Annotated in this window: 21 protein-coding genes and 1 riboswitch; of the genes, 12 read left to right on the top strand and 9 right to left on the bottom strand. The window is 67.8% G+C overall.

Translation table 11 applies throughout. The features are described 5' to 3' along the window. The first annotated feature begins 4 nt into the window (after positions 1–4). The 9 genes from HV783_RS13425 (at position 5) to metF (ending at position 8,656) form a co-directional block, all read left to right on the top strand. Positions 5–991: a tripartite tricarboxylate transporter substrate binding protein gene (locus HV783_RS13425; RefSeq protein WP_175189298.1), complete on the top strand. Its 987-nt coding sequence runs from the start codon at positions 5–7 to the stop codon at positions 989–991. Between the two features lie 63 nt (positions 992–1,054). Continuing rightward, entirely contained in the window at positions 1,055–2,476 is a 1,422-nt protein-coding gene (gene leuC, locus HV783_RS13420; protein ID WP_175189297.1) for a 3-isopropylmalate dehydratase large subunit, read from the top strand. Continuing rightward, entirely contained in the window at positions 2,473–3,111 is a 639-nt protein-coding gene (leuD, locus tag HV783_RS13415; RefSeq protein ID WP_175189296.1) for a 3-isopropylmalate dehydratase small subunit, read from the top strand. The genes leuC and leuD overlap by 4 nt, the downstream gene beginning before the upstream one ends. Positions 3,112–3,140: 29 nt before the next feature. Next, positions 3,141–4,034 carry an alpha/beta fold hydrolase gene (locus tag HV783_RS13410; protein WP_054500338.1) on the top strand — a complete coding sequence of 298 codons (894 nt, stop codon included), beginning with the start codon at positions 3,141–3,143 and terminating at the stop codon, positions 4,032–4,034. 76 nt (positions 4,035–4,110) lie between these two features. Next, positions 4,111–4,347 carry a DUF1289 domain-containing protein gene (locus tag HV783_RS13405; RefSeq protein ID WP_054500339.1) on the top strand — a complete coding sequence of 79 codons (237 nt, stop codon included), beginning with the start codon at positions 4,111–4,113 and terminating at the stop codon, positions 4,345–4,347. A gap of 79 nt (positions 4,348–4,426) precedes the next feature. After that, the gene (locus tag HV783_RS13400) at positions 4,427–5,467 is read left to right on the top strand and encodes a glycosyltransferase family 4 protein (RefSeq protein ID WP_175189295.1); all 1,041 of its coding nucleotides are present in this window, start codon (positions 4,427–4,429) and stop codon (positions 5,465–5,467) included. An 85-nt stretch (positions 5,468–5,552) separates the two neighbouring features. Continuing rightward, positions 5,553–5,700, top strand: a riboswitch (S-adenosyl-L-homocysteine riboswitch). A gap of 101 nt (positions 5,701–5,801) precedes the next feature. Then, positions 5,802–7,220 (top strand): adenosylhomocysteinase, encoded by a 1,419-nt coding sequence (gene ahcY, locus HV783_RS13395; protein WP_049077027.1) that lies wholly within the window; start codon positions 5,802–5,804, stop codon positions 7,218–7,220. Between the two features lie 120 nt (positions 7,221–7,340). Next, complete coding sequence (locus tag HV783_RS13390; protein WP_006389784.1) at positions 7,341–7,676, top strand: phage holin family protein; 336 nt, start codon at positions 7,341–7,343, stop codon at positions 7,674–7,676. A 137-nt stretch (positions 7,677–7,813) separates the two neighbouring features. Continuing rightward, positions 7,814–8,656 (top strand): methylenetetrahydrofolate reductase [NAD(P)H], encoded by an 843-nt coding sequence (metF, locus tag HV783_RS13385; RefSeq protein ID WP_020925929.1) that lies wholly within the window; start codon positions 7,814–7,816, stop codon positions 8,654–8,656. 167 nt (positions 8,657–8,823) lie between these two features. Here metF and HV783_RS13380 read toward each other — a convergent pair whose 3' ends face one another. The 7 genes from HV783_RS13380 to HV783_RS13350 form a co-directional block, all read right to left on the bottom strand. Further along, positions 8,824–9,822 (bottom strand): tripartite tricarboxylate transporter substrate-binding protein, encoded by a 999-nt coding sequence (locus HV783_RS13380; protein WP_064528034.1) that lies wholly within the window; start codon positions 9,820–9,822, stop codon positions 8,824–8,826. Between the two features lie 148 nt (positions 9,823–9,970). Continuing rightward, positions 9,971–10,747: a DUF3800 domain-containing protein gene (locus tag HV783_RS13375; RefSeq protein WP_082401787.1), complete on the bottom strand. Its 777-nt coding sequence runs from the start codon at positions 10,745–10,747 to the stop codon at positions 9,971–9,973. A 240-nt stretch (positions 10,748–10,987) separates the two neighbouring features. After that, positions 10,988–11,851, bottom strand: a complete 864-nt coding sequence (locus HV783_RS13370) for a proteasome-type protease (protein ID WP_064528036.1) — start codon at positions 11,849–11,851, stop codon at positions 10,988–10,990. Between the two features lie 55 nt (positions 11,852–11,906). After that, positions 11,907–12,710 (bottom strand): transglutaminase family protein, encoded by an 804-nt coding sequence (locus HV783_RS13365; protein ID WP_144655974.1) that lies wholly within the window; start codon positions 12,708–12,710, stop codon positions 11,907–11,909. A 13-nt stretch (positions 12,711–12,723) separates the two neighbouring features. Then, complete coding sequence (locus HV783_RS13360; RefSeq protein ID WP_054500343.1) at positions 12,724–13,710, bottom strand: alpha-E domain-containing protein; 987 nt, start codon at positions 13,708–13,710, stop codon at positions 12,724–12,726. A gap of 2 nt (positions 13,711–13,712) precedes the next feature. Continuing rightward, positions 13,713–15,143 carry a circularly permuted type 2 ATP-grasp protein gene (locus tag HV783_RS13355; protein WP_054500344.1) on the bottom strand — a complete coding sequence of 477 codons (1,431 nt, stop codon included), beginning with the start codon at positions 15,141–15,143 and terminating at the stop codon, positions 13,713–13,715. A gap of 428 nt (positions 15,144–15,571) precedes the next feature. Then, entirely contained in the window at positions 15,572–16,246 is a 675-nt protein-coding gene (locus tag HV783_RS13350) for a 5-formyltetrahydrofolate cyclo-ligase (protein WP_064528699.1), read from the bottom strand. Positions 16,247–16,272: 26 nt separating this feature from the next. Between HV783_RS13350 and HV783_RS13345 the strand changes: the two genes are divergently transcribed. Genes HV783_RS13345 through HV783_RS13335 form a run of 3 tightly spaced genes read left to right on the top strand, consistent with a single transcriptional unit; the run spans position 16,273 to position 19,678 of the window. Beyond that, positions 16,273–16,434, top strand: coding sequence for a hypothetical protein (locus HV783_RS13345; protein WP_155755634.1), 162 nt, complete (start codon positions 16,273–16,275; stop codon positions 16,432–16,434). Further along, complete coding sequence (locus HV783_RS13340) at positions 16,431–18,578, top strand: lytic transglycosylase domain-containing protein (protein ID WP_437341321.1); 2,148 nt, start codon at positions 16,431–16,433, stop codon at positions 18,576–18,578. Before HV783_RS13345 ends, HV783_RS13340 begins: the two co-directional genes overlap by 4 nt. After that, on the top strand, positions 18,575–19,678 hold the full coding sequence (locus tag HV783_RS13335; RefSeq protein WP_175189294.1) for a tRNA nucleotidyltransferase/poly(A) polymerase-related protein: 1,104 nt from the start codon (positions 18,575–18,577) through the stop codon (positions 19,676–19,678). Before HV783_RS13340 ends, HV783_RS13335 begins: the two co-directional genes overlap by 4 nt. 9 nt (positions 19,679–19,687) lie before the next feature. Here HV783_RS13335 and HV783_RS13330 read toward each other — a convergent pair whose 3' ends face one another. Continuing rightward, positions 19,688–20,869, bottom strand: a complete 1,182-nt coding sequence (locus HV783_RS13330) for a class I SAM-dependent methyltransferase (protein ID WP_175189293.1) — start codon at positions 20,867–20,869, stop codon at positions 19,688–19,690. Between the two features lie 88 nt (positions 20,870–20,957). Beyond that, positions 20,958–22,739 (bottom strand): DEAD/DEAH box helicase, encoded by a 1,782-nt coding sequence (locus HV783_RS13325; RefSeq protein ID WP_054500348.1) that lies wholly within the window; start codon positions 22,737–22,739, stop codon positions 20,958–20,960. Between the last annotated feature and the right edge of the window lie 155 nt (positions 22,740–22,894).

The raw sequence follows: 22,894 nt of genomic DNA, 5'->3' as shown, positions 1-22,894 counted from the left end.
ACCCATGAAGACCCTTCATCATCTATTGCGCAGCCTGCTCGCGCTTGCCGCCGCCGCTTCCTGTTGGATGGCGCCGGCCCTCGCGGCCGACGCCTTTCCCCAGCGGCCCGTCACCCTGATGGTGCCGTTCGCGCCCGGCGGCAGCGTGGACATCGCCGCCCGCCTGATCTCCGAGGCCTGGGGCAAGACCCTGGGCCAGAGCGTGATCGTCGAGAACCGCGCCGGCGCATCCGGCAATATCGGCATGGCCGCGGTGGCCCGCGCCGAGCCGAACGGCTACACGCTGGCCATCAACACCATGTCGCTGGCGATCAACCCGGCGTTGTTCCGTTCCATGCCGTTCGACACCGCGCGCGACCTGCGCTCGGTCGGCACGGTGGGCACCTCGCAGCACGTGCTGACGGTATCGCCGTCGCTGCCGGTGAACAATGTCAAGGAACTGCTCGACTACATCCGCGCGCGTCCCGCCAATGAGCTGAGCTTCGGCTCGGCCGGCACCGGCAGCACCTTCCACATGGCTGCCGAGCTGTTCAAGTCGGTGTCGGGCACGCAGATGCTGCACGTGCCCTATAAGGGCGGCGGTCCGGCCATGGTGGACACCATCAGCGGCCAGGTGCAGATGAGCTTCCCCGTGCTGTCCGCGGCCAAGCCGCAGGTCGACGGCAAGAAGCTCAAGGCGCTGGGCGTCACCGGCACCACGCGTTCGCCGCTGCTGCCGGACGTGCCCACCATCGCCGAGTCCGGCCTGCCCGGCTACGCCTTCACCACCTGGTTCGTGATCAGCGCGCCCGCCGGCACGCCGCAGGCGGTGGTGGACACACTCAACGCCAGGCTGGCGCAGGCGCTGCAATCGCCCGAGCTGTCCGAACGCATGCGCCGCGAGGGCTTCGATCCGCTGGTCTCCACGCCCGCCGAGACCGATGCCATGGTCAAGGGCGAGATCACGCGCTGGGCCGGCATCGTCAAGGACGCCGGCATCGAGGCCAACTGAGCGGCTGCACCGGTTTCATCGCGCCCCGCGCGGGCGCGTCTCTTTTTGCAAGGAAGCACCGACATGCCCGGCATGACGCTATACGACAAACTGGTGGCCGGCCATGAGGTGGCCCGCATCGACGACGAGCACATCCTGCTGTACGTCGATCTGCACATCATGAACGAGTACACCAGTCCGCAGGCCTTCAGCGGCCTGGCCGCTCGTGGCCGCCGCGTCCTGCGGCCCGCGCAGCAGATGGCGGTGGTGGACCACATCATTCCCACCCATCCGGTGCCGGCCGCGCTGCGCGTGATTGCGGACGACGCTTCATCGCGCCAGGCCCGCAATCTCAAGCGCAATTGCGACGAGCAGGACATCGCGCTGTTCGACACCACCGATCCGCTGCAGGGCATCGAACACGTGATCGCGCCCGAGCACGGCATGATCCTGCCGGGCATGGTGGTGCTGTGCGGCGACAGCCACACTACCACCTACGGCGCGCTGGGAGCGTTGGGTTTCGGCATCGGCACCTCGGAAGTCGAGCACATCCTGGCGACGCAGACGCTGGTCTACCGGGTCGCGCGCAACATGCGCATCCGCGTCGACGGCCGCCTGCCCGCGGGCGTGTCGGCCAAGGACCTGGTGATCTACGTGGTCCACCGCATCGGCGCGCAGGGCGCGCGCGGCCATGCCGTGGAATTCTGCGGCAGCGCCATCGAAGGCCTGTCGGCCGAAGCCCGCATGACCCTGTGCAACATGACCGTCGAGGCCGGCGCGCGTGCCGCGCTGATCGCGCCGGACGCCACCACCGACGCCTATGTCGCTGCCCGCGCGCGACACCTGGACGCCAGCGAACTGGCGCAGGCGCGCGCCTATTGGGCCACCCTGCGCACGGATGCTGACGCGGCGTTCGACGCCGAGCATGTCTTCGACGCGGCGCGGATCGCGCCGTTCGTGACCTGGGGCACCAGTCCCGACCAGGCCATGCCGATCACCGGCACGGTCCCCGATCCCCAGGCCGAGCCGGATGCACTGGCGCGCCTGGCGCTGGAAAAGGCCGTGGAATACATCGGCCTGCAACCCGGTGCGCCGATCGCCGGGGTGCCGATCGAGCGGGTCTTCATCGGTTCGTGCACCAATGGGCGCATCGAGGACCTGCGCGTGGTCGCCGACGTCGTGCGCGGCCGCAGGGTGGCCGATGGGGTCCGCGCCATGGTGGTGCCGGGCTCGGGCGCGGTGCGCGCCCAGGCCGAGGCCGAAGGCATCGCGGCCACGCTGGTCGATGCCGGCTTCGAATGGCGCCAGCCGGGCTGTTCCATGTGCCTGGCCATGAACGACGACGTGCTGCGGCCGGGCGAGCGCTGCGCATCCACCACCAACCGCAACTTCGAAGGCCGCCAGGGGCGAGCCGGCCGTACCCACTTGATGAGTCCCGCCATGGCCGCCGCGGCGGCGCTGGCCGGCCGCATCGTCGACGTGCGCGACCTGGAGAACCTGTCATGAACCAGATCATCAGCGGCGTCGCCGCGCCCCTGCCGTACTCCAATCTGGACACCGACCAGATCATGCCCAAGCAGTTTCTGCGCATCATCGACAAGGCCGGGCTGGACCGCGGCCTGCTCTATGACCTGCGCTTTGACGCCGACGGCGCGCCGCGTCCGGACTGCGTGCTGAACCAGCCCGCCTACGCCGGCGCCTCGGTGCTGGTGGCCGGGCCCAATTTCGGCTGTGGCTCCAGCCGCGAACATGCCGTCTGGGGACTGATGCAGTACGGTATCCGCGCGGTCGTGGCCGCCAGCTTCGGCGAGATCTTCTACTTCAACGCGCTCAATAATGGCCTGCTGCTGGTGAGCCTGCCGCCGGCCAATGTCGACGCGCTCTTGGCGCGGGTGTCCGACCCCGGCGCCAACCGCGTCGAGATCGACGCGCTGGCGGGCACGGTGCGGGCCGCCGACGGCTGGACCGGGCATTTCGACTTGCCGGCGCGGCACCGCCGCATGTTCTCGCAGGGACAGGACATGGTGGGCGTCTCGTTACAGCAGTTGGCGGATGTGGAACACTTCGAGGCCGGCCACTGGGCGCGGCATCCCTGGATGAAAGACGTGGCGCGCCGCGTGCGCGACCGGCTCGGCCAATGAACGCCACAGACTGAGAGGCACCGACCGCAATGACCGCTTTCTTCGATCTTCCCGTGCGCCGCCACGAGGTCAACGGTATTCACATCGCCGCCCGCATCGACGGCCAGGGGCCGCCACTGCTGTTGCTGCACGGCCATCCGCAGACCCACGCCATCTGGCACCGGGTGTGGCCCGAGCTGACGCGCCGCCACACGTGCGTGGCGGCCGACCTGCGCGGCTACGGCGACAGCGACAAGCCGGCCGCCACGCCGGACCATGCCGCGCATTCCAAGCGCACCATGGCCGCCGACATGGTGGCGCTGATGCGCGCCCTGGGGCACGAGCGCTTCGACATCCTGGCCCACGACCGCGGCGCCCGCGTAGCGCACCGACTGGGCCTGGACCACGCGGAGGCGGTCGGACGCATGATGCTGCTGGACATCGCGCCAACGCTGGACATGTACGAGAACACCACCCGCGCTTTCGCCCAGGCCTACTACCACTGGTTCTGGCTGATCCAGCCTGCGCCCATGCCCGAGACCATGATCGAACGCGATCCGGTGTTCTACCTGCGTTCGGTGATGGGCGGCCGCCCCGGCGGGCTGGCGCATTTTTCCGACGAGGCGATGGCCGAGTACGAGCGCACGGCGCGCCTGCCGGGCTGGGCCACCGGCATCTGCGAGGACTACCGCGCCTCGGCCACGCTCGACCTGGAGCACGACCGTCAGGGGCGCGCGGCGGGCGAGCGCCTGCGCCTGCCGCTGCGCGTGCTGTGGGGCGAGCGCGGCGCGGTCGGGCGCAATTTCGACGTACTGGGACTGTGGCGCGCGGTGGCGGACGACGTCTCCGGCGGATCGCTGCCCGGCGCCCACTACCTGGCCGAGGAGACGCCAGACGCGTTGTTGCGCGAGGTGTCCGATTTTTTTGGCTGGGACGCGCGCTAGCCAGGCTGTCAATCAAGCCACGGCGGGGGGTGGGGAAATCCAAAAGGGGACGCAACCCTGGTGGTACTCTTCGGCCATGAATGCTTCCTTTGCCGATCTGACCGAATTGCCTGAACCGGAGGACGCCCAGCGCGCCTTCCGGGCCTCGGATTCCCCCTGCGTTGCCGTTTGTTCCACGCTGTTCGACGATATCTGCCGGGGCTGCGGCCGCACGGCCATGGAAGTGGCCAACTGGGTCTTCATGACGGAAGAGGAAAAGCGCGAAGTCTGGATCCGCATCAAGGCGCAGGGGTATCCCCGCCGCAACAACTAGGCCGGCCGCGCCGGGCGCGGTCTTGAGGGTGTCACATGGCGCGGGCTAAATCGCGCTGTCGCCCACTTCCGGCCCCATCATGCGCATCGTCCTGGTTACGGATGCCTGGCATCCGCAAGTCAATGGCGTCGTCCGCACCTGGACGACCATGCAGCAGATCCTCACCGAATGGGGCCACGAACTGATCGTGGTGAATCCCCAGGGCAGCCGCACCGTGCCGGCCCCCTCCGAGCCTGATTTGCGGCTCTGCCTGCAGCCCGGGCGGCAACTGCGCCGCATCCTGGGCGATACCGTGCCCGACGCGCTCCATATCGCCACCGAAGGCCCGCTGGGCCTGGCGGCGCGGCGCATGGCGCTGTCGCGTGGCTGGCGCTTCACCACCTCGTTTCACACCATGTTCCCCGACTACCTGCAGGCGCGCATGGGTATTCCGGCCGCGTTGCCGTGGCGCTTCCTGCGCTGGTTCCACCGGCCGTCGCAATGCGTGCTGGTGCCCACGCCGACGGTGCGCGACATCCTGGCGCGGCGCGAATTCGCCAACCTGCGCGTGTGGTCGCGCGGCGTCGATCCGCGCAAGTTCCAGCCTGTCCGCGAGAGGGCGTTCCAGGACCTGCCACGGCCCGTCTTCCTGTCGGTTGGCCGCGTGGCGCGCGAGAAGAACCTGGACGCCTTCCTGTCGCTGGACCTGCCCGGCACCAAGGTGGTGGTCGGCGCAGGCCCCGACGAGGCGCGGCTGAAAAAGCGCTTTCCCGAAGCCCTGTTCCTCGGCATGCAGAGCGATGGCGCGCTACCGGCCATTTATAGCGGGGCCGACGTGTTCGTCTTTCCCAGCCGGACGGATACCTTTGGTCTGGTAATGCTGGAGGCCATGGCCTGCGGCACGCCGGTGGCCGCGTTCCGCAGCGAGGCGCCGCTCGCGGTGGTGGCGCAGGGTGTCACCGGCATCCTCGACGAGGACCTGGCGCACGCCTGCCGCAGCGCGGCGACGCTGGACCGGCACGCGTTGCGCGAGCACGCCCTGACGCGCAGTTGGGACGCGGTGGCCTCGGACCTGCTGGCCTCGCTGGTGCCGCTGACGCCCGGCGCGGAACTGGCCAAAGCGCTGATCCAGACTGGCTGAGGCGTGTCCAGGGACGGCGCGGCCCGCCGCCGCTCCCGCCCGCCGGGCATTTCCCCTGGCAGGCCAAACCGGTACAATGCTGGGCAATCCTGAGGAGCGTTGCGACGACCCTGCTGTTCCCGTCACGGACCATGCCCTGGCCCATGACCCGCGGAACCCGGTTCGCCAGGCTCAGGAATCCTTGTTCAAACGTCGCGTCATGCGTGGCGTTACAGCAACGGCGCTCACCTTTGTCGCGTATGGCGGAAAAGGCGAGCACTCGATTGTCGTGGTGGTTTCGCGTTGTCCGGCCGTATCGTGCGCCGTTCGTTTTTCACGTGGAGCCTACAACACCATGAACGCTGTAACCGATAAATCCTTCTCCGACTACATCGTCGCCGACCTGTCGCTGGCAGGCTGGGGCCGCCGCGAGCTGGCCATCGCCGAAACCGAAATGCCCGGCCTGATGGCCATCCGCGAAGAGTTCGCCGCCAAGCAGCCGCTCAAGGGCGCCCGCATCGCCGGCAGCCTGCACATGACCATCCAGACCGGCGTGCTGATCGAGACGCTGGTGGCCCTGGGCGCCGAAGTGCGCTGGGCCTCGTGCAACATCTTCTCCACGCAGGACCACGCCGCCGCCGCCATCGCCGCGTCGGGCACGCCGGTCTTCGCCGTCAAGGGCGAAACGCTGGAAGAATACTGGCAGTACACCCACAAGATCTTCGAATGGCCCAATGGCCAGAACGCCAACATGATCCTCGACGATGGCGGCGACGCCACGCTGATGCTGCACCTGGGCACCAAGGCCGAGAAGGACATCTCGGTGCTGGCCAACCCCGGCAGCGAGGAAGAGCGCGTGCTGTACGCCGCCATCAAGAAAACGCTCGAGCGTGATCCGAAGTGGTACTCGACGCGCCTTGCCCTGATCAAGGGCGTGACCGAGGAAACCACCACCGGCGTGCACCGCCTGTACCAGATGTCGCAGAAGGGCGAGCTGGCCTTCGCCGCCATCAACGTCAACGACTCGGTCACCAAGTCCAAGTTCGACAACCTGTACGGCTGCCGCGAATCGCTCGTCGACGGCATCAAGCGCGCCACCGACGTGATGGTCGCCGGCAAGATCGCCGTTGTCGCTGGCTATGGCGACGTGGGCAAGGGCTGCGCCCAGGCGCTGGTCGCCCTGCGCGCCCAGGTGTGGGTCACCGAAATCGACCCGATCTGCGCCCTGCAGGCCGCCATGGAAGGCTTCAAGGTCGTGACCATGGAAGAAGCCGCCGCCCACGGCGACATCTTCGTCACCGCCACCGGCAACTTCCACGTCATCACGCGTGAGCACATGAACGCCATGAAGGACCAGGCGATCGTCTGCAACATCGGCCACTTCGACAACGAAATCGACGTCGCCAGCCTGGCCGACTGCAAGTGGGAAGAGATCAAGCCGCAAGTCGACCACGTCATCTTCCCGGACGGCAAGCGCATCATCCTGCTGGCCCAGGGCCGCCTGGTGAACCTGGGTTGCGCCACCGGCCACCCCTCGTTCGTGATGTCGTCGTCGTTCGCCAACCAGACCATCGCCCAGATCGAACTGTTCACGCGCAACGAAGCCTACAAGTCGGGCGAAGTCTACGTGCTGCCCAAGCACCTGGACGAGAAGGTCGCGCGCCTGCACCTGAAGAAGCTGGGCGTGAACCTGACCACGCTGCGCAAGGACCAGGCCGACTACATCAGCGTTCCGGTCGAAGGTCCTTACAAGCCGAATCACTACCGCTACTGATGCTTGTAGCAAAATAGGAAAGTGCCGCGCCATGTCGGCGCGGGCTTTCCGGTCCGCGGGGCTTGCCCGTCTCGCCTGGCGATGGCGGGACCGCGGAGCGTCAATACAGGAGGTCGAACAATGGCATTGATACTCGTCTGGATCCTGAACGCGGTGGCCCTGTTGGCCGTTGCCTACTTGCTGCCCGGCATCACCGTGGCCAGCTTCGGTTCGGCGCTCATCGCCGCGCTGGTGCTGGGCCTGGTCAACATGCTGGTCAAGCCGGTGCTGGTGCTGCTGACACTGCCCATCACGATCGTCACGCTCGGTCTCTTCCTCATCGTCATCAACGCCTTGTTGTTCTGGTTCGTCGGCTCCGTGCTGAAGGGCTTCCAGGTCAACGGGTTCTGGTGGGCCGTGGGCGGTGCGATCCTGTACAGCATCATCTCGGGCCTGCTTACCAAACTGATCCCCTGAATTCCCACCCCCGAGCGCTACGCGCTCCCCCTCAAGGGGGCGTGCCAGCGGACCGGCCAAGCCGGCTCCGCGGCACCCCGAGGGGGGCGGCACCTGTTTCATGCAATGCGCATGGCGCTATGGATAACTGATCCGATATGTCCGACTCGACTTCTCCGGCGTTCAGCCTGGAATTCTTTCCGCCTCGCGACCTGGCTGGCCAGGAGCGGCTGGTCCGCGCGGCCAAGCAGATGCTGGCGATCCAGCCCAAGTACGTCAGCGTGACGTTCGGCGCCGGCGGCTCCACCCGCGCCGGCACCGCCGACGCGGTGCGCACGCTGCGTAACCTGGGCTGCGACGCGGCGCCGCACCTGTCGTGCGTCGGCGCCTCGCGCCAGGACCTGCGGGACATCCTGCAGGCCTACAAGAACGAAGGCGTGCGGCGCGTGGTGGCCTTGCGCGGCGACCTGCCCTCGGGCATGGGCGGCGACGCCGGCGAACTGCGCTATGCCAACGAGCTGGTGTCGTTCATCCGCGAGGAAACGGGCGACTGGTTCCACATCGAAGTGGCGGCCTATCCCGAAATGCACCCGCAGGCCGCCAATCCGTCGGCGGACCTGGATCACTTCGTGGCCAAGGTCAAGGCGGGCGCCAATGCCGCCATCACCCAGTACTTCTTCAACGCCGACGCCTACTTCGACTTTGTCGACCGCGCCCAGGCCAAGGGTGTGCGGGTGCCGATCGTGCCGGGCATCATGCCCATCACCAACCACACCCAACTGCTGCGCTTTTCGGAAATGTGCGGCGCCGAAGTGCCGCGCTGGATCCGCCTGCGCCTGGCCGAACTCGGCGACGACAAGGCCTCGATCCGCGCCTTTGGCGTGGATGTGGTCACAGAGCTGTGCCAGAACCTGCTGGACAATGGCGCGCCGGGCCTGCACTTCTACACCCTCAACCACGCCGAAGCGCCGTTGGCGGTGTGGAAGGAATTGAGCGTGTGATCCCCGCGGCGCGCAGCGCGCAGTAACGCAAAGGCCGGCAGCTATTGCCGGCCTTTTTCTCGGGCGCGTCAGGGTCTCATCGCGCCTGACCGGCACGCGCGCCTCGTTGCAGCGACGGGCCGGCTTGGGGGCGACGGCAAGCACGCCTCAACGGCCCGCATGACGCTTCAGTCCGCGTACACACCCGCCTTGCGGATGATCGGCCCCCACTTGTCCACTTCCGACTGCAGCCAGCTTTGCAGGCCGGCCGGCGTCTGCTTGGCCTCGGGCACGATTTCCGCGCCCAGCTCGGCCATCTTCTGCGTGAAGGCGGGGTCCTTGAGCGCCGCGCGCAGGGATGCATTGAACTTCGCCACCACTTCCGGCGGGGTGCCCTTGGGCGCGTACACGCCGTGCCAGACCTTGACCTCGAAGCCCTTCAGCCCGCTTTCCTGCAGCGTCGAAGCATCGGGCAGCGTCTTGATGCGATCCAGCGTGGTCACGCCGTATAGCTTGACCCGCTGCGCCTTGATGTGCGGAATGGTCTGCGTGGTCTGGTCGCACAGCACATCCACCTGGCCGCCCAGCAGCGCCGTCAGCGCGGGGGCGGTGCCGGCATACGGGATGGTGGTGAACTGCGTGCCCAGCGCTTCCTGCAACAGCATGCCGCATAGCTGCGACACCGCGCCCAGGCCGGCGTTGGCCAGGTTGATCTTGTTGCCGTTGGCGCGCGCGTACTTGATGAATTCCACCATGTCGGCGGGCGGCAGATCCTTGCGGCCCAGCAGCGTCATGGGCACGTCGGCCACCTGGCCGACATAGGCGAAGTCGGTCAGCGGATTGAATGGCAGCTTGCGGTACAGTGCCGGGGCAGTCGCCATGCCGTTGTGGTGGATCAGGAAGGTGTAGCCGTCGGGCGCGGCGCGCGCCACATGCGTGGCCGCCAGCGTGCCGCCCGCCCCGGGCCGGTTCTCGACGATGATGCTCTGGCCGAGGGTCTTGGACATGGCGGCCCCCAGGCTGCGGGCCACGACATCGGTGGGGCCGCCCGCCGCGAACGGCACGACCAGCGATATGGCGTGGTTGGGATAGTTGTCCTGGGCCGTGGCCGGGCCGCCTGCCAGGCAGCCCAGCGCCAGCAGTGGCGCGGCCAGGCGCCGCAGGGCGCGCGGGAAATTCGGGGTCATGTCTCGTCCTTATGGTGTTATGGCAACCCGCAAGACGAAGCATGGCGGGCTGGCGCCAGTGTGGCGCGCCAGCCGCGAGATGAGAATTTGTGGTTTTACAAGCCGGGTTTAGGGAAGCGGAAAGCCGGGTTTGTACGGTAAGCCGGTGTCAGTCGCGCCCTGTCGCAGCGCCAGGGTAGCTGAGGCCGCAGGCGGGAAACGTGGAATTGCGTATCCGGCCGTCAAAATATCGGTGAAAAATCGCCCAGTCTTCGTATTGATCCGGGGTGGTCTGGTAGGCGCACAATCGGCCGATCAAGCCGCAGATCCAGTCCGCGCATTGCAGAGTCTGGAACAAATAGCTCTCACCTTGAATGGGGGGCTCGATCAACGCTCTGCATTTCTCGTACGGGTCCTCGAACATTGCCTGGGTGCACGCTTCCATGTTGCGCTCACGCCAGTCATTGCCGGCTTGTTGTTCGTCTAGCATCACCAGGAAGGTGGCGTTTCGAGCACTGCAGAATTGGTCTGCGATTCGGATCAAGCGCAGCAGTTGGCGCTTGAAAAGATCCGCGGCCCGATCCGCGTGCGCATCGGCCGATTTACATTCCCCTGCATAAATGACGTAGCCTCCCACCTTGCGAATCTGGTTCAGTAATCGCCCCGTCGATACCCGCAGCGCCTTGTATGTGAGCACGTTCTTGACGGTGTAGAGCTGTGCGCCCTTTTTTTCCCAGCGATGGGCGGGTTGATCCTGCCGATCCAGTTCAAATCTCAGCAGATGGCATTTGAGTCTGTAGAAGTAGATGGCGAATTCGCGCACGGCATCGACCGGTAACAGAAAGCCGCCGAACCCGAAAACCGGGCTTGTCTTGTAGTGCGCGTGGTCGCGGGCAAGGAAAGGGCCAACATGGCCGAATTCATCGAGATAGACAACGTAATGCACGTTCCGAGCCCTCGGGGGATGGTGTCCAAGACCCTCGTCCGCAGAAACACGAAAGCCCGCAGCAATGGTTTGCGTGCGGGCCTCGGAAGGTGGGCATATGAGAATTCACATGCGTTGGAATCAGTGTAAGTCGGCTCGAGAGCGCCCGCAAGCATCATGGCGGAAAACTGCGATTGCAGGCGTGGCTCCTCGAAAAAGCAGGACTCATCCTCCAGGGTCTGATAAAGCGTTGTCAGGCGCCTAGTTCGGTTGGTCCTTCCCCGGATCCTCCGCCAGCACCTGCGGCGCCGGATAGGCCGGCGGTGTCACGTCCACCGGTTCGGCACGCAACGGCTGGTGCTCCCGGCTGGCGGGCACCAGCGAGCCCGGGTCTTCCGGACGGGTCCAGAGCGGATCCGGGATTTCGGCGAACACCTGGCGCAAGCGTTCGCCCCAGGTGCCGCGGATCATGCGGAAATATTCGTTGTGCTCGTCGATGCTGGCGAAGTGCGTGACGCGCAGCGCGTCGGCGTCATAGACCAGCAGGTCCAGCGGCAGGCCGACCGAGATGTTCGAGCGCAGCGTCGAATCCATGGAGATCAGCGCGCACTTGGCGGCTTCGTCCAGCGAGGTATCAGGGCGCAGCACGCGGTCCAGGATGGGCTTGCCGTACTTGGCTTCACCGATCTGGAAGTACGGGCATTCGGAGCCGGCCTCGATGAAGTTGCCAGCCGAATACACCTGGAACAGCCGGCAGCGCTCGGCGCCGATCTGGCCGCCGAAGATGAGGCTGACATTGAAGTCCACGCCCTGTTCATGCAGGGCCGCCGCTTCACGGTGGTAGACCGCGCGCACCGCCGCGCCGACGCGGCGGGTGGCCTCGAACATGTCGGGCGCGTTCCAGACGGTTTCGCCGCCCTCGTCCTGCTGGCGCGCCAGCGCGTTCAGCACGGCCTGGCTGACGGCCAGATTGCCCGAGGTCATCAGCACCATCATGCGCTCGCCGGGACGTTCGAAGACGGTCATCTTGCGGAAGACGCTGATCTGGTCGACCCCGGCATTGGTGCGGGAGTCGGACAGGAAAACCAGGCCGGCGTCGAGGCGGGCGGCTACGCAGTAGGTCATGATCGAAAAAAGGAAAAAACCACACCGCATTGTATTGCGGCGTGGCCGGGCGGGGCTATTGCTGCAATGCCGTCTGCACCTGCACCGAGACCTCCATGGATTCCTCGCCGCCGCCGGTGCGCACGCCGCGCACGGGCGAGGCGGAATCATAATCGCGCCCCACCGCCAGGCGGCAGTGGCAATCGGACGCGAATTGGCGGTTGGTGACGTCCACGCTGGTCCAGCCGGTGCCCGCCAGCCAGACATCGGCCCAGGCGTGGCTGGCCGCGTGTTCGTTGGTGGTGTACAGATAGCCGCTGACGTAGCGGGCCGGCACGCCCAGGCCGCGCACGCAGGCCAGGAACAGGTGGGCATGGTCCTGGCAGACGCCATGGCCCAGCGCCAGCACCTGGCCGGCGGCGGTGGTGACGTCGGTGGTGCCGGGCTCGTAGGCGACCCGGTCGTGGATCGCGGTGGCCAGTGTCAGCACGTCGGCGGGCGTGTTCAGGCCGTCAGGCAGCACGGCGTGGGCGAAGGCGAGGATGGTGTCGTCAGCCTGCGTCAGCGGCGTCTGCACGCAATAGGCGTGCACCGGCAGGCGGCTGTCCTCACCGCCCAGCGCGCCTTGCGCCAACGGGTCGACCAGCACCTGCCCGACCACGCGCAGTTCGATTTCCGTGTGCGGCCGGTTCAGCGTCAGCGTGTGGGTGATGTTGCCGTAGGCGTCCACCTGCTGTTCGAGCGCGCCGGGCGCCTCGATGTGCCAGCGCAGCACGCGCTGGTGTTCGTCGTCGCGCGGCGTCAGCCGCAGCGTCTGGATGCTGTAGGTGACGGGCGCGGTATAGCGGTAGTGCGTGACGTGCGTGATGATCTGTTTCATGCCTGTCTCCTTGTCATGCCGACAACGGCACCAGGAAGTCCTGGCTGATCCGGTTGCCCAGGTCGTTGATGCGGTCCAGGAAGTGCTCCAGGTACTGGTGCAGGCCGCTGCGCAGGATGTCCTCGACGCGGCCGAATTGCAGTTCGGCGCACAGCATGCCGGCGCGTCGCTGGGTTTCGGTCGAGCGCTGGTTGGACACACGGGCCAGATCCTCGGATACCGCCCGCATGGCCGCCAGCAGCGAGCGCGGCATGTCGGGATGCAGGATCAGCAGCTCGGCCACGCGGTCCGGCGTGATGACGTCGCGGTACACCTTGCGATAGATCTCCAGCCCGGACACCGAGCTGAGCAGCGCAGACCAGCGGTAGAACTCGCTTTGCAGCGCGCCCGAAGGGCCGCCTTCGCCGCGGCCTTCCTGTTGCTGTTGCTGCGCGCCGTCGCCGTCGCGCTCGTGGAACTTCACATCCAGCATCCGCGCGGTGTTGTCCGCCCGCTCCAGGTGCATGCCGATGCGCAGGAAGTACAGCGCCTCGTCCTCCAGCATGGTGCCGATGGTGACGCCGCGCGCCAGGTGCGAGCGGAACTTGACCCACTCGAAGAACTCGCCCGGGTTGCGTTCCAGCAGGCCGGTGTGCAGGTGCTTGAGCAGTTCCAGCCAGGTGGTGTTGTAGGTCTCCCAGACTTCGGTGGTGAGGCTGCCGCGCACCGCGCGGGCGTTCTCGCGCGCGGCGCGCATGCAACTGTAGATGGACGAGGGGTTCTCTGCATCGCGCACCATGTACTGCAGTACGTCCTGCGGTGATATCGCGGCGTGCTTGGCGTGATAGAGGCGGTGCAATTCGGAGATGCGCAGCACGGCATTCCACGAGCCCTCGCGGGTCTGCGCGTCCTGCGGCAGCAGCGACATCTGCAGGTTCACGTCCAGCATGCGGGCGGTGTTCTCGGCGCGCTCGGTGTAGCGGCACATCCAGAACAGGTTGTCGGCGGTTCGGCTCAGCATCGTTATTCCTCCAGAACCCAGGTGTCCTTGGTGCCGCCGCCCTGGCTGCTGTTGACCACCAGCGAGCCTTCGGTCAGCGCCACGCGGCACAGCCCGCCGGGCACGGTACGGATGTCCTTGCCGCACAGCACGTAGGGGCGCAGGTCGACGTGGCGCGGCGCGACGCCGGATTCAACGTAGGTCGGCACCGTGGACAGGGCCAGCGTGGGCTGCGCGATGTAGTTGGCGGGATTGGCGCGCACGCGATCCTTGAACGACTCGACCTCGGCGTGGGTCGCGGATGGTCCCACCAGCATGCCGTAGCCGCCGGCGCCATGCACCTCCTTGACCACCAGCTCGTGCATGTTGGCCAGCACGTGCGACAGCTCGTCGGGACGGCCGCAGCGCCAGGTCGGCACGTTCGACAGGATCGGCTCCTCGCTCAGATAAAAGCGGATCATGTCGGGCACGTAGAGGTAGGTGGACTTGTCGTCGGCGATGCCGGTGCCGATGGCATTGGCCAGCGTCACGCGGCCGGCGCGATACACCGACAACAGGCCGGGCACGCCGAGCGCCGAGTCTGCGCGGAACGACAGCGGGTCGAGGAAGTCGTCGTCCAGCCGGCGGTAGATCACGTCCACCTTGCGCGGCCCCTGCGTGGTGCGCATGTAGACCGTGTTCTGTTCGACAAAAAGATCCTGGCCCTCCACCAGCTCCACGCCCATCTGCTGCGCCAGGAAGGCATGCTCGAAGTAGGCCGAGTTGTACATGCCGGGCGTCAGCACCACCACCGTGGGATCATCGCCGCCGTGCGGCGCCACTTCGCGCAGGTTGTCCAGCAGCAGGTCGGGGTAGTGCGCCACCGGTTCGACCTTGATGCGGCTGAACGCGTCGGGCATCAGCCGCATCGACATCTTGCGGTTCTCCAGCATGTAGGACACGCCGGACGGCACCCGCAGGTTGTCCTCCAGCACGTAGAACTCGCCGGCGCCGGCGCGCACGATGTCGACCCCGGCGATGTGGCAGTAGATGTCCTCGGCCACGTCCACGTCCTGCATCTCGGGGCGGTACTGGGCGTTCAGGAACACCTGCTCGGCCGGCACCACGCCGGCGCGCACGATGTCATGGCCATGGTAGATGTCGTGGATGAACATGTTCAGCGCCCGCACGCGCTGCTTCAGGCCGGCCTCCAGGCGGCGCCATTCGTCGGCGGGGATGACGCGCGGAATCATGTCGAACGGGATCAGGCGTTCGGTGCCGGCCGCGTCGCCGGCCACTGAAAAAGTGATGCCGACCCGCCGGAAACTCAGGTCGGCCTCCAGGCGGCGCGCCGCCATGGCTTCCGCCGATTGCTCCTGGTGCCAGCGCTCGAAGGCCTGGTAGTGGGAGCGTATGCCGCCGGCGCTGTCGCGCATTTCGTCGTAGGCGGCGGGACGGGATGATCTGTCCTTCATGGCTCCTCCGTTGCAGATGCTGACGGCCCCCTAGCGCGCGGCCGTTGGCCGGCCCTTGCGCGGCCGGTCTGAATGAATAAGCAACCCGTGTGCCAGCTTGCGCTGGCGCTGTCGGGATACCGCCTGGAGGTAAATATCCTCTCGTCGGCGGCGGATGGCTACCCTCCGAATGAGCGGCGGGCTCGAGGGCGCAAGCGGGACGGCAAGCCCCGCTTGGACGGGAATGGCGGTAACGCGGGGTGAAACGGGTCGGAATGCAGGCGTTGCGGGCCGACGATGACAAGGTGGACGGGCCGCGTCGGGGGGGGCAGGCGATGAAGGGGGGGGCGCCTGCCGGGGGCGCCGCGCACGGCGGCAATCGACAATATCAGGGGCAGATCATAGGGCTTGCACTATTTTGGTGCAAGCCCTTGGGCGAGACTGGTGCGTCAGCGCAGGGTGTAGTGGTGCAGCGTGGTGCCGCCCGGGCCCGGTTGCTCATTGGGCACATGTGGCACCCAGCCATCCGGCGTAATGACGGCGTCCAGGCGGAAGTCATGCGCGGCCGGCGCGTAGTCGGCGTCCAGCTCGCCACAGCTCCAGGCGACGCCGATGGCCGTGAAGGCATGGCCGCGGTCGCGCAGCGCCGCCAGGGTGCGGTCGTAGTAGCCGCCACCGTACCCCAGGCGGTCGGCGGATTCGGTGTAACCCAGGGTGGGCACCAGCAGCACGTCGGGCAGCACCTCGGCGCCGTGCACCGGTTCCTGGATGCCGTAGGGGCCGGCGCGCAGTTCCGCGTCCGGCGTCCAGGGCAGGAAGGCCAGGGGCGCGTTGCGTTCACGCACCACCGGCAGCGCCACCGTGACGCCGTTTTCGGTCCATTGCTCCAGCAGCGGACGCAGATCGGGCTCGTCTTCCATGGGCCAGAAGGCGGCCACGGTGCGCGGCGCGGCGCGGCCGGCGCGGACGGCTTCGTCGCGGGCCACGTTGAGCCAGGTGAACAGGCGCGCGCGCATCAGCAGGCCGCCGCGGCTGCGCTGATCTTCGGGCAGTTCGGCACGCAGTTTCCGCAATCGCGTGCGTAGCTGGCTTGCGGTATCCTCTGGAGTATTTTGCGTAGTCATGCGGTAGCTGTAACAGGGGTGAAAAAATGAAGGCGACAATGCGGGTCAGCGATAACACGTATAACGGCGCGAACCTGCGCGCGGGCAACCGCGTCGGCGGCCTCGCCGACAACCGCGCGTATTGCCACGCCTGTCGCTGCGCCTATCACTGCGCCGATCCGCAAGCCGTCGCCAAGGTCCGCGCATGAAGGCCGCGCGCAATCCCATGACGGCGGTCCGGGCCCCGCAATCTGGACGGTATCAGAAAACCGGTGGGAAATCCCTGCGCGCGGTCGACACCCGTGCAGGCTTGCGCCGCTGGCTGCCGTTGCTGGCGCTGTTCACGGCCGCCTGCGCGCCTGTCGACGCCCAGCAACGCACCGCGTCCGTCAGTCCCCAGCCGCAACCCGCCGCGCAGGCGCCGCAGCCGGCCATCGCCGTGCCGCCGGCCGTGCTGGCCGGCCTGCCGCCCACCGCCGATACGCCGGCGCTCGCCGCCGTGGTGGCCGCGCGCGAAGCCATGAACCGCAAGCAGTGGTCGGTGCTGGGAGCCCTGGTGCCCCAGGCCAAGTCCGATCCGCTCGGCATGTACCCGGAATACTGGCTGTTGCGCTACCAATTGTGGAGCCCGCCCGCGGGCGGGCGTCCCAACACCGATCTGCAGAAATTCATCAACGGCAACGGCGACGCCTACCTGGCCGACCGCTTGCGTGCTGACTGGCTGCTGGCTGCCGCGCGCAGCGGCGATTTCGACCTGGTGCGCAAGCTCGCGCCGGTCAAGAACAGCAACGCCCAGATCGAGTGCGCCATTCTCAACGCCAAGCACATGACCGGCCAGCGCGCCACGGCCGCGCAGGCCGTGGCGGTGTTCGCGCCAGGCGGCGCCTGCTGGTCGCTGTACGACCAGTTGGTCGCGGACAACGTCCTGGGCTGGGATCAACTCGAACCGCAGTTGCGCGACGCCATCGAGGCCAACAAGACCGCCGACGCGCGCAAGTTCGTGCAGTACATGTTCGAGCCGCGCGACCAGAAGACCTACGACGTCCTCATCAAGGACCCGATGCGCTGGCTGACGCGGCAGGACCGCCTGCCGGTGGGCCGCAACGAAAAAGAACTGGTCACCATCGCGCTGGCGCGGCTGGCCCGTTCCGATATCAACGTGGCCGATTCCTACCTGCGGCGCGAGTGGGCCAAGTCCATGGCCAAGTCGAACCTGGCCTGGATCCGCGGCCAGTACGCGCTGGTGGCCGCGCTCAACCTGGACAGCCGCGCCGACGACTGGTACCACGAGGCCGGCCATATCCGCATGACGGAATACAACGCCGGCTGGAAGGTGCGGGCGGCGCTGCGTCAACCCAAGATCGACTGGAAGTGGGTCATCGAGTCCATCGACCAGATGCCTGCCGCGCAACAGCAGGATCCATCCTGGATCTACTGGAAGGCGCGCGGCATGGCCGCCACCGGACGCCGCGACCAGGCCAATGCGGCCTACGCCTCCATCGCCGATCGCTTCGACTTCTACGGCCAGTTGGCCGCCGAGGAACTGGGCCGCCGCATCACCGTGCCGCCGCGTCCGGCCCCCATCACGGACAGCGAGATCGCCGAGGCCCGTGCCAACCCGGGCCTGCGCCGCGCGGTACAGTTGTTCCGCCTGGGCTGGCGCCAGGAGGCCGTGCCCGAATGGAACTTCGCGCTGCGCGGCATGACCGACCGCCAACTGCTCGCCGCCGCCGAACTGGCGCGCGCCGAGAACATCTACGATCGCGTGGTCAACACATCCGACCGCACCGAGAAGGAATTCGACTTCAGCCAGCGCTTCATCGCGCCGTTCGAAGGCCGCGTCACGGCCAAGGCCAACGCCATCGCGCTCGACCCCGCCTGGGTCTACGGCCTGATCCGCCAGGAATCGCGCTTCATCATGGACGCGCGCTCGCACGTCGGCGCCTCCGGCCTGATGCAGCTGATGCCGGCCACCGCCAAGTGGGTCGCGGGCAAGATCGGCATGAGCAACTTCACGCCCGACAGCGTCAACGACTTCGACACCAACACCGAGCTGGGCACCAACTACCTGAACATGGTGCTGCGCGACCTGAACGGCTCGCAGATGCTGGCCAGCGCCGGCTACAACGCCGGACCGCGCCGTCCGCACAACTGGCGTTCCACCTTCAACCATCCCGTCGAAGGCGCGATCTTCGCCGAGACCATTCCGTTCAACGAGACGCGCACCTACGTCAAGAACGTGATGTCCAACTCGGTCTACTACGCCGCTATGTTCAGCGGCCAGCCGCAGTCGCTGAAAGAGCGGCTGGGCAACGTCGTGCCGCTGGGCGCGGAAAGCACCACCCTGCCATGACGGGGGATGTGGCGACGCAGGGCTTGCAGGCCTACATCGTGGGCGGCGCGGTGCGCGACGCGCTACTCGGCCTGACGCCCGGCGATCACGACTGGGTGGTGGTCGGCGCCACGCCCGAAGACATGGCGCGGCGCGGCTTCATTCCGGTGGGTGGCGATTTCCCGGTGTTCCTGCACCCGGTCACCAAAGAGGAATACGCGCTGGCGCGCACCGAGCGCAAGTCGGGCCGCGGCTACAAGGGCTTCACCTTCTACACCGGCGCCGACGTCACGCTCGAAGAGGACCTGCGCCGCCGCGATCTGACCGTCAACGCCATCGCGCAGAAGCAGGACGGCGAGCTGGTCGACCCGCTCGGCGGCGCGGCAGACGTGTGCGCGCGCGTGTTCCGCCACGTGGGCGAGGCCTTCGAGGAAGATCCGGTGCGCATCCTGCGCCTGGCGCGCTTCGCCGCGCGCTTTGCCGACTTCAGCGTCGCGCCCGAAACCCTGGCGCTGTGCCGCCGCATGGTCGAGGCCGGCGAAGCCGACGCCCTGGTGGCCGAGCGCGTCTGGAAAGAGGTGTCGCGTGGCCTGATGGCCGCCGCGCCGTCGCGCATGTTCGACGTGCTGCGGCAGTCCGGCGCGCTGGAACGCGTCATGCCCGAGTTGCAGGGCTCCGAGGAGACCGGCGATGACGTCGATCGCGCGGCCGCGCGCAACCTGTCGCTGCCGGGCCGCTATGCCTTGCTGTGCCGCCTGTCGCCCGAGCGGGAAGCGCTGGGCCGGCGGCTGCGCGTGCCCACCGAATGCAACGACTACGCGCGTCTCCTGCCCGAGATGTTGACGGGGTTGGACGCTACGCAGGCGCCCGGCGCCGACGAAGCCGACGCGCAGCTCGCGCTGATGGAGCGCGTCGACGCGCTGCGTAAACCCGAGCGCTTTTTCGATCTGTTGGAAACAGTGGCGGTGCTGCGCCCGGTGGCTATCGACGCCTGGCGCGAACGCGCCGAAGCGGTGCGGGGCGTGGATGCCGGCGCCATCGCCCGCGCCTGCGCCGGCGATCCGGCGCGCATCAAGCAGAGCGTGCGCGAGGCGCGCCTGCAGCGGCTGCGCGCCGCCTGACGCCGAGACCTACAGTTTGCCGAGCCGGTCGCCGCGCGCAAAGCCGATCAGCGGCTGCGTGATGCCGCGGCCCACCGCCAGCACCTTGAAGAGTTCGCCCATCTCGGCTTCCGACAGCAGCTTCTGCACCGGCGCCACCGCCTGCGCGTAAGCGCGCGCATCGCTCGGGTCCAGTTGCGCCAGCAGTTCCATCAAGCCAGCGTTCATCAGGAAGCGCGCCTGCGACGTATAGCCCAGCACCTGCAGGCCGGCCGCCTGCGCCGCATCCGCCATGGCGGTGAAGTCGACGTGCGCCGTGATGTCCTGCAGCCCCGGCGCGGTAAACGGGTCGCCATGCGCGTGGTGGCGCAGATGGCACATCAGCGTGCCGCCGGCGCGCTGCGGGTGGTAGTACTCGCCCTGCGGAAAGCCGTAGTCGATCAGCAGCGCCGCGCCCTGTTCCAGCCAGCGGCCCATGGCGTCGATCCACGCTTCGGCCTGCGGGTTGATCTCGGACACATAGCCGGCCAGCGCCGGCATGCGCGCCGCGACCGCCTCGGCCAGGCGCGGCGGGGCTGGCCTGTCTTCCCAGACGAAACCCTGCGTGGCGTCCCACGCCACGCCGCGTTCCAGCACCGTGTCGTCGTCGCTCCAGCGGAACAGCGACACCGGCATGGCGTCCAGCACCTCGTTGGCCAGCACGCAGCCGCGGAAACGGTCGGGCAGGGCATCCAGCCAGCGCACCCGCTCGCCGAATGGCGCCAGCCGCTCGGCCTGGCGCGCGCGCAGGTCGGCCGATACTTCGAGGATCAGGTACTGCGTGTCCTGCAGTCCCAGCGCGTCCAATTCGCGCAGCACGCCTTCGGCCAGCGCGCCGGTGCCGGCGCCGAACTCCAGCACCGCCTGGGTATCGGTCTGCCGCAGCACCTGGGCTGCCTGGCGTGCCAGGGTGCGGGCGAACAGCGGAGTCAGTTGCGGCGCGGTGACGAAGTCGCCGGCAGGCGCCTGGGCATCGGGATCGGCCAGCTTGACGTTGCCCGCTGCGTAATAACCCAGCCCCGGCGCATACAGCGCCTCGGCCATCCAGTGATCGAACGGCAGCCAGCCCGAAGCGGCGGCGATGGCGGCGCGCAGGTGCGCGGCGGCGGCTTCGCTATGGGCCTGGGCGGCGGGAGACAGCGGGGGCAGGTTGGCGGGAGCGGGGCGTTGCATGGCGGAAGGAAAGGCGTCTTGAATAGGGCATTTTCCCAAAAAACAAACCCCGCGACAGGCGCGGGGTTTGTTGGGTGCCGATCAGGGCTTAGCCGCGGCGGGCGCCGGCCGGCTTGTTGAAGCGCTTGGCGGGGCCGCCGGGGCGCTTGTCGAAGCTGGGACGGTCACGGAAACCGCCTTCCGAGCGGTCGCCGCCGCGGAAGCCGCCTTCGCGCTGCGGACGGTCGCCGAAGCTGGGGCGATCGCTGAAGCTCGGGCGCGAGTCGCGGTCGCCGCCACGGAAGCCGCCTTCACGCGGGCCGCGCTCGTTGAACGGACGCGGATCGCGCTGCGGGCGATCGCCGAAGCTGGGGCGGTCGCTGAAGCTCGGGCGCGAATCACGGTCGCCGCCACGGAAACCGCCTTCACGCGGGGGGCGGTCGCCGAAGGGACGATTGCCCTGGTAGCCGCCTTCGCGCTGGGGACGATCACCGAAGCTGGGACGATCACCGAACGAACGGGCCGGGCGGTCGCCGAACGGGCGGTTGCCTTGGTAACCACCGGCGCCGCCTTCACGGGCGCCCTGGTAACCGCCTTCGCGCGGCTTGAATTCACCACGCGGGCCGCCGAACGAACGGCCTTCACGCGAACCGCCGTCACGATGACCCTGGTAGCCGCCGCCGAAGCCGCCCGGACGCTTGCCGAAAGGCTTGCCGCCGCGCGGCGCGCCGCCGGTCGAGGGACGCGGGGTGCGCTTGGGTTCCAGGCCGGCGATCACTTCGGGCGTGATGGACTGGCCGATGTAGTGCTCGATGCGGCGCACCTTGTGGCGCTCGGAATGCGTGGCCAGCGTGAACGCCAGGCCGTTGCGGCCGGCGCGGCCGGTGCGGCCGATACGGTGCACGTAGTCCTCGGCCTGCATCGGCAGGTCGAAGTTGACGGCGTGGCTGATGCCTTGCACGTCGATGCCGCGGGCGGCCACGTCGGTGGCGACCAGGATGCGCAGTTGGCCGCGTTGCAGTTGCGACAGCGTGCGGGTGCGTTGGCGCTGGTTCATGTCGCCGTGCAGGGCGGCGGCGGCAAAGCCCTGGTCGGCCAGGTGGTCGGCCAGATCGTCGGCGCCGCGCTTGGTCGACGTGAAGACGATGGCCTGGTCCAGCGAAGCGTCGCGCAGGACGTGGTCCAGCAACTGCATCTTGTGGCTGGCGTCGTCCGCGTACAGCAGGCTCTGCGTGATGTTGGTGTGCTTTTCCTTGGCGCCGGCGACTTCGATACGCTGCGGGTCGCGCATCATGCGCGCGGCCAGCTTGGCAACGGTGCCGTCCAGCGTGGCCGAGAACAGCAGCGTCTGGCGGTCGGCGGGCAGGCGGCCAACGATGGTTTCGATGTCCTCGATGAAGCCCATGTCCAGCATGCGATCGGCTTCGTCCAGCACCAGGGTGTGCACGGTGTTCAGTTTGACGCGACCCGAATTCAGGTGGTCGATCAGGCGGCCGGGGGTGGCCACCAGCACATCGACGCGGCGCGACAGCGCCTTCAGTTGGGCGCCATAGGGCATGCCGCCGACGACGGTGGCAGTGCGCAGATCGGCCAGCTTGCGGCCATAGGTGGCGGTGGCCTCGGTGACCTGCAGGGCCAGTTCGCGCGTCGGGGCCAGCACCAGCACCTGCACGCCGACGCCCTTGTTGGCGGGCGTCTGGGCGATGCGGTGCAGCGCCGGCAGCATGAACGCGGCGGTCTTGCCGCTACCGGTCTGCGACGAGACCATCAGGTCGTGGCCGGCCAGCGCCTGCGGAATGGCCGAGGCTTGGACGGTGGTGGGGGTGGTGAAGCCAGCGTCTTGCAGGGCCGACAACAGGGCGGGCGCCAGGCCCAGGGTTTCGAAAGACATTACTTTCCCTTGCCGCGATCAAATGCGGCGCAGTGCTTGGTCGGGCCAGGGGATTAGGCGGCCGGATCCAGGCGACGGTTGATGGAGCATCGTGCCGACCGAATCAACCGTGCGCGTGGCGCGTTCCCGTAATGCTGCTTGGAACGCAGGGCGAA

This window comes from Achromobacter dolens (assembly GCF_902859745.1).
Classification (GTDB): domain Bacteria; phylum Pseudomonadota; class Gammaproteobacteria; order Burkholderiales; family Burkholderiaceae_B; genus Achromobacter; species Achromobacter dolens.
This window is presented reverse-complemented; position numbering and strand designations above follow the sequence as displayed.

Coding starts and splice junctions, on each gene's coding strand:
- HV783_RS13425 (WP_175189298.1), top strand. CDS start 5: ATGAAGACCCTTCATCATCTATTGCGCAGCCTGCTCGCGCTTGCCGCC.
- leuC (WP_175189297.1), top strand. CDS start 1,055: ATGCCCGGCATGACGCTATACGACAAACTGGTGGCCGGCCATGAGGTG.
- leuD (WP_175189296.1), top strand. CDS start 2,473: ATGAACCAGATCATCAGCGGCGTCGCCGCGCCCCTGCCGTACTCCAAT.
- HV783_RS13410 (WP_054500338.1), top strand. CDS start 3,141: ATGACCGCTTTCTTCGATCTTCCCGTGCGCCGCCACGAGGTCAACGGT.
- HV783_RS13405 (WP_054500339.1), top strand. CDS start 4,111: ATGAATGCTTCCTTTGCCGATCTGACCGAATTGCCTGAACCGGAGGAC.
- HV783_RS13400 (WP_175189295.1), top strand. CDS start 4,427: ATGCGCATCGTCCTGGTTACGGATGCCTGGCATCCGCAAGTCAATGGC.
- ahcY (WP_049077027.1), top strand. CDS start 5,802: ATGAACGCTGTAACCGATAAATCCTTCTCCGACTACATCGTCGCCGAC.
- HV783_RS13390 (WP_006389784.1), top strand. CDS start 7,341: ATGGCATTGATACTCGTCTGGATCCTGAACGCGGTGGCCCTGTTGGCC.
- metF (WP_020925929.1), top strand. CDS start 7,814: ATGTCCGACTCGACTTCTCCGGCGTTCAGCCTGGAATTCTTTCCGCCT.
- HV783_RS13380 (WP_064528034.1), bottom strand. CDS start 9,822: ATGACCCCGAATTTCCCGCGCGCCCTGCGGCGCCTGGCCGCGCCACTG.
- HV783_RS13370 (WP_064528036.1), bottom strand. CDS start 11,851: ATGACCTACTGCGTAGCCGCCCGCCTCGACGCCGGCCTGGTTTTCCTG.
- HV783_RS13365 (WP_144655974.1), bottom strand. CDS start 12,710: ATGAAACAGATCATCACGCACGTCACGCACTACCGCTATACCGCGCCC.
- HV783_RS13360 (WP_054500343.1), bottom strand. CDS start 13,710: ATGCTGAGCCGAACCGCCGACAACCTGTTCTGGATGTGCCGCTACACC.
- HV783_RS13355 (WP_054500344.1), bottom strand. CDS start 15,143: ATGAAGGACAGATCATCCCGTCCCGCCGCCTACGACGAAATGCGCGAC.
- HV783_RS13350 (WP_064528699.1), bottom strand. CDS start 16,246: ATGACTACGCAAAATACTCCAGAGGATACCGCAAGCCAGCTACGCACG.
- HV783_RS13345 (WP_155755634.1), top strand. CDS start 16,273: ATGAAGGCGACAATGCGGGTCAGCGATAACACGTATAACGGCGCGAAC.
- HV783_RS13340 (WP_437341321.1), top strand. CDS start 16,431: ATGAAGGCCGCGCGCAATCCCATGACGGCGGTCCGGGCCCCGCAATCT.
- HV783_RS13335 (WP_175189294.1), top strand. CDS start 18,575: ATGACGGGGGATGTGGCGACGCAGGGCTTGCAGGCCTACATCGTGGGC.
- HV783_RS13330 (WP_175189293.1), bottom strand. CDS start 20,869: ATGCAACGCCCCGCTCCCGCCAACCTGCCCCCGCTGTCTCCCGCCGCC.
- HV783_RS13325 (WP_054500348.1), bottom strand. CDS start 22,739: ATGTCTTTCGAAACCCTGGGCCTGGCGCCCGCCCTGTTGTCGGCCCTG.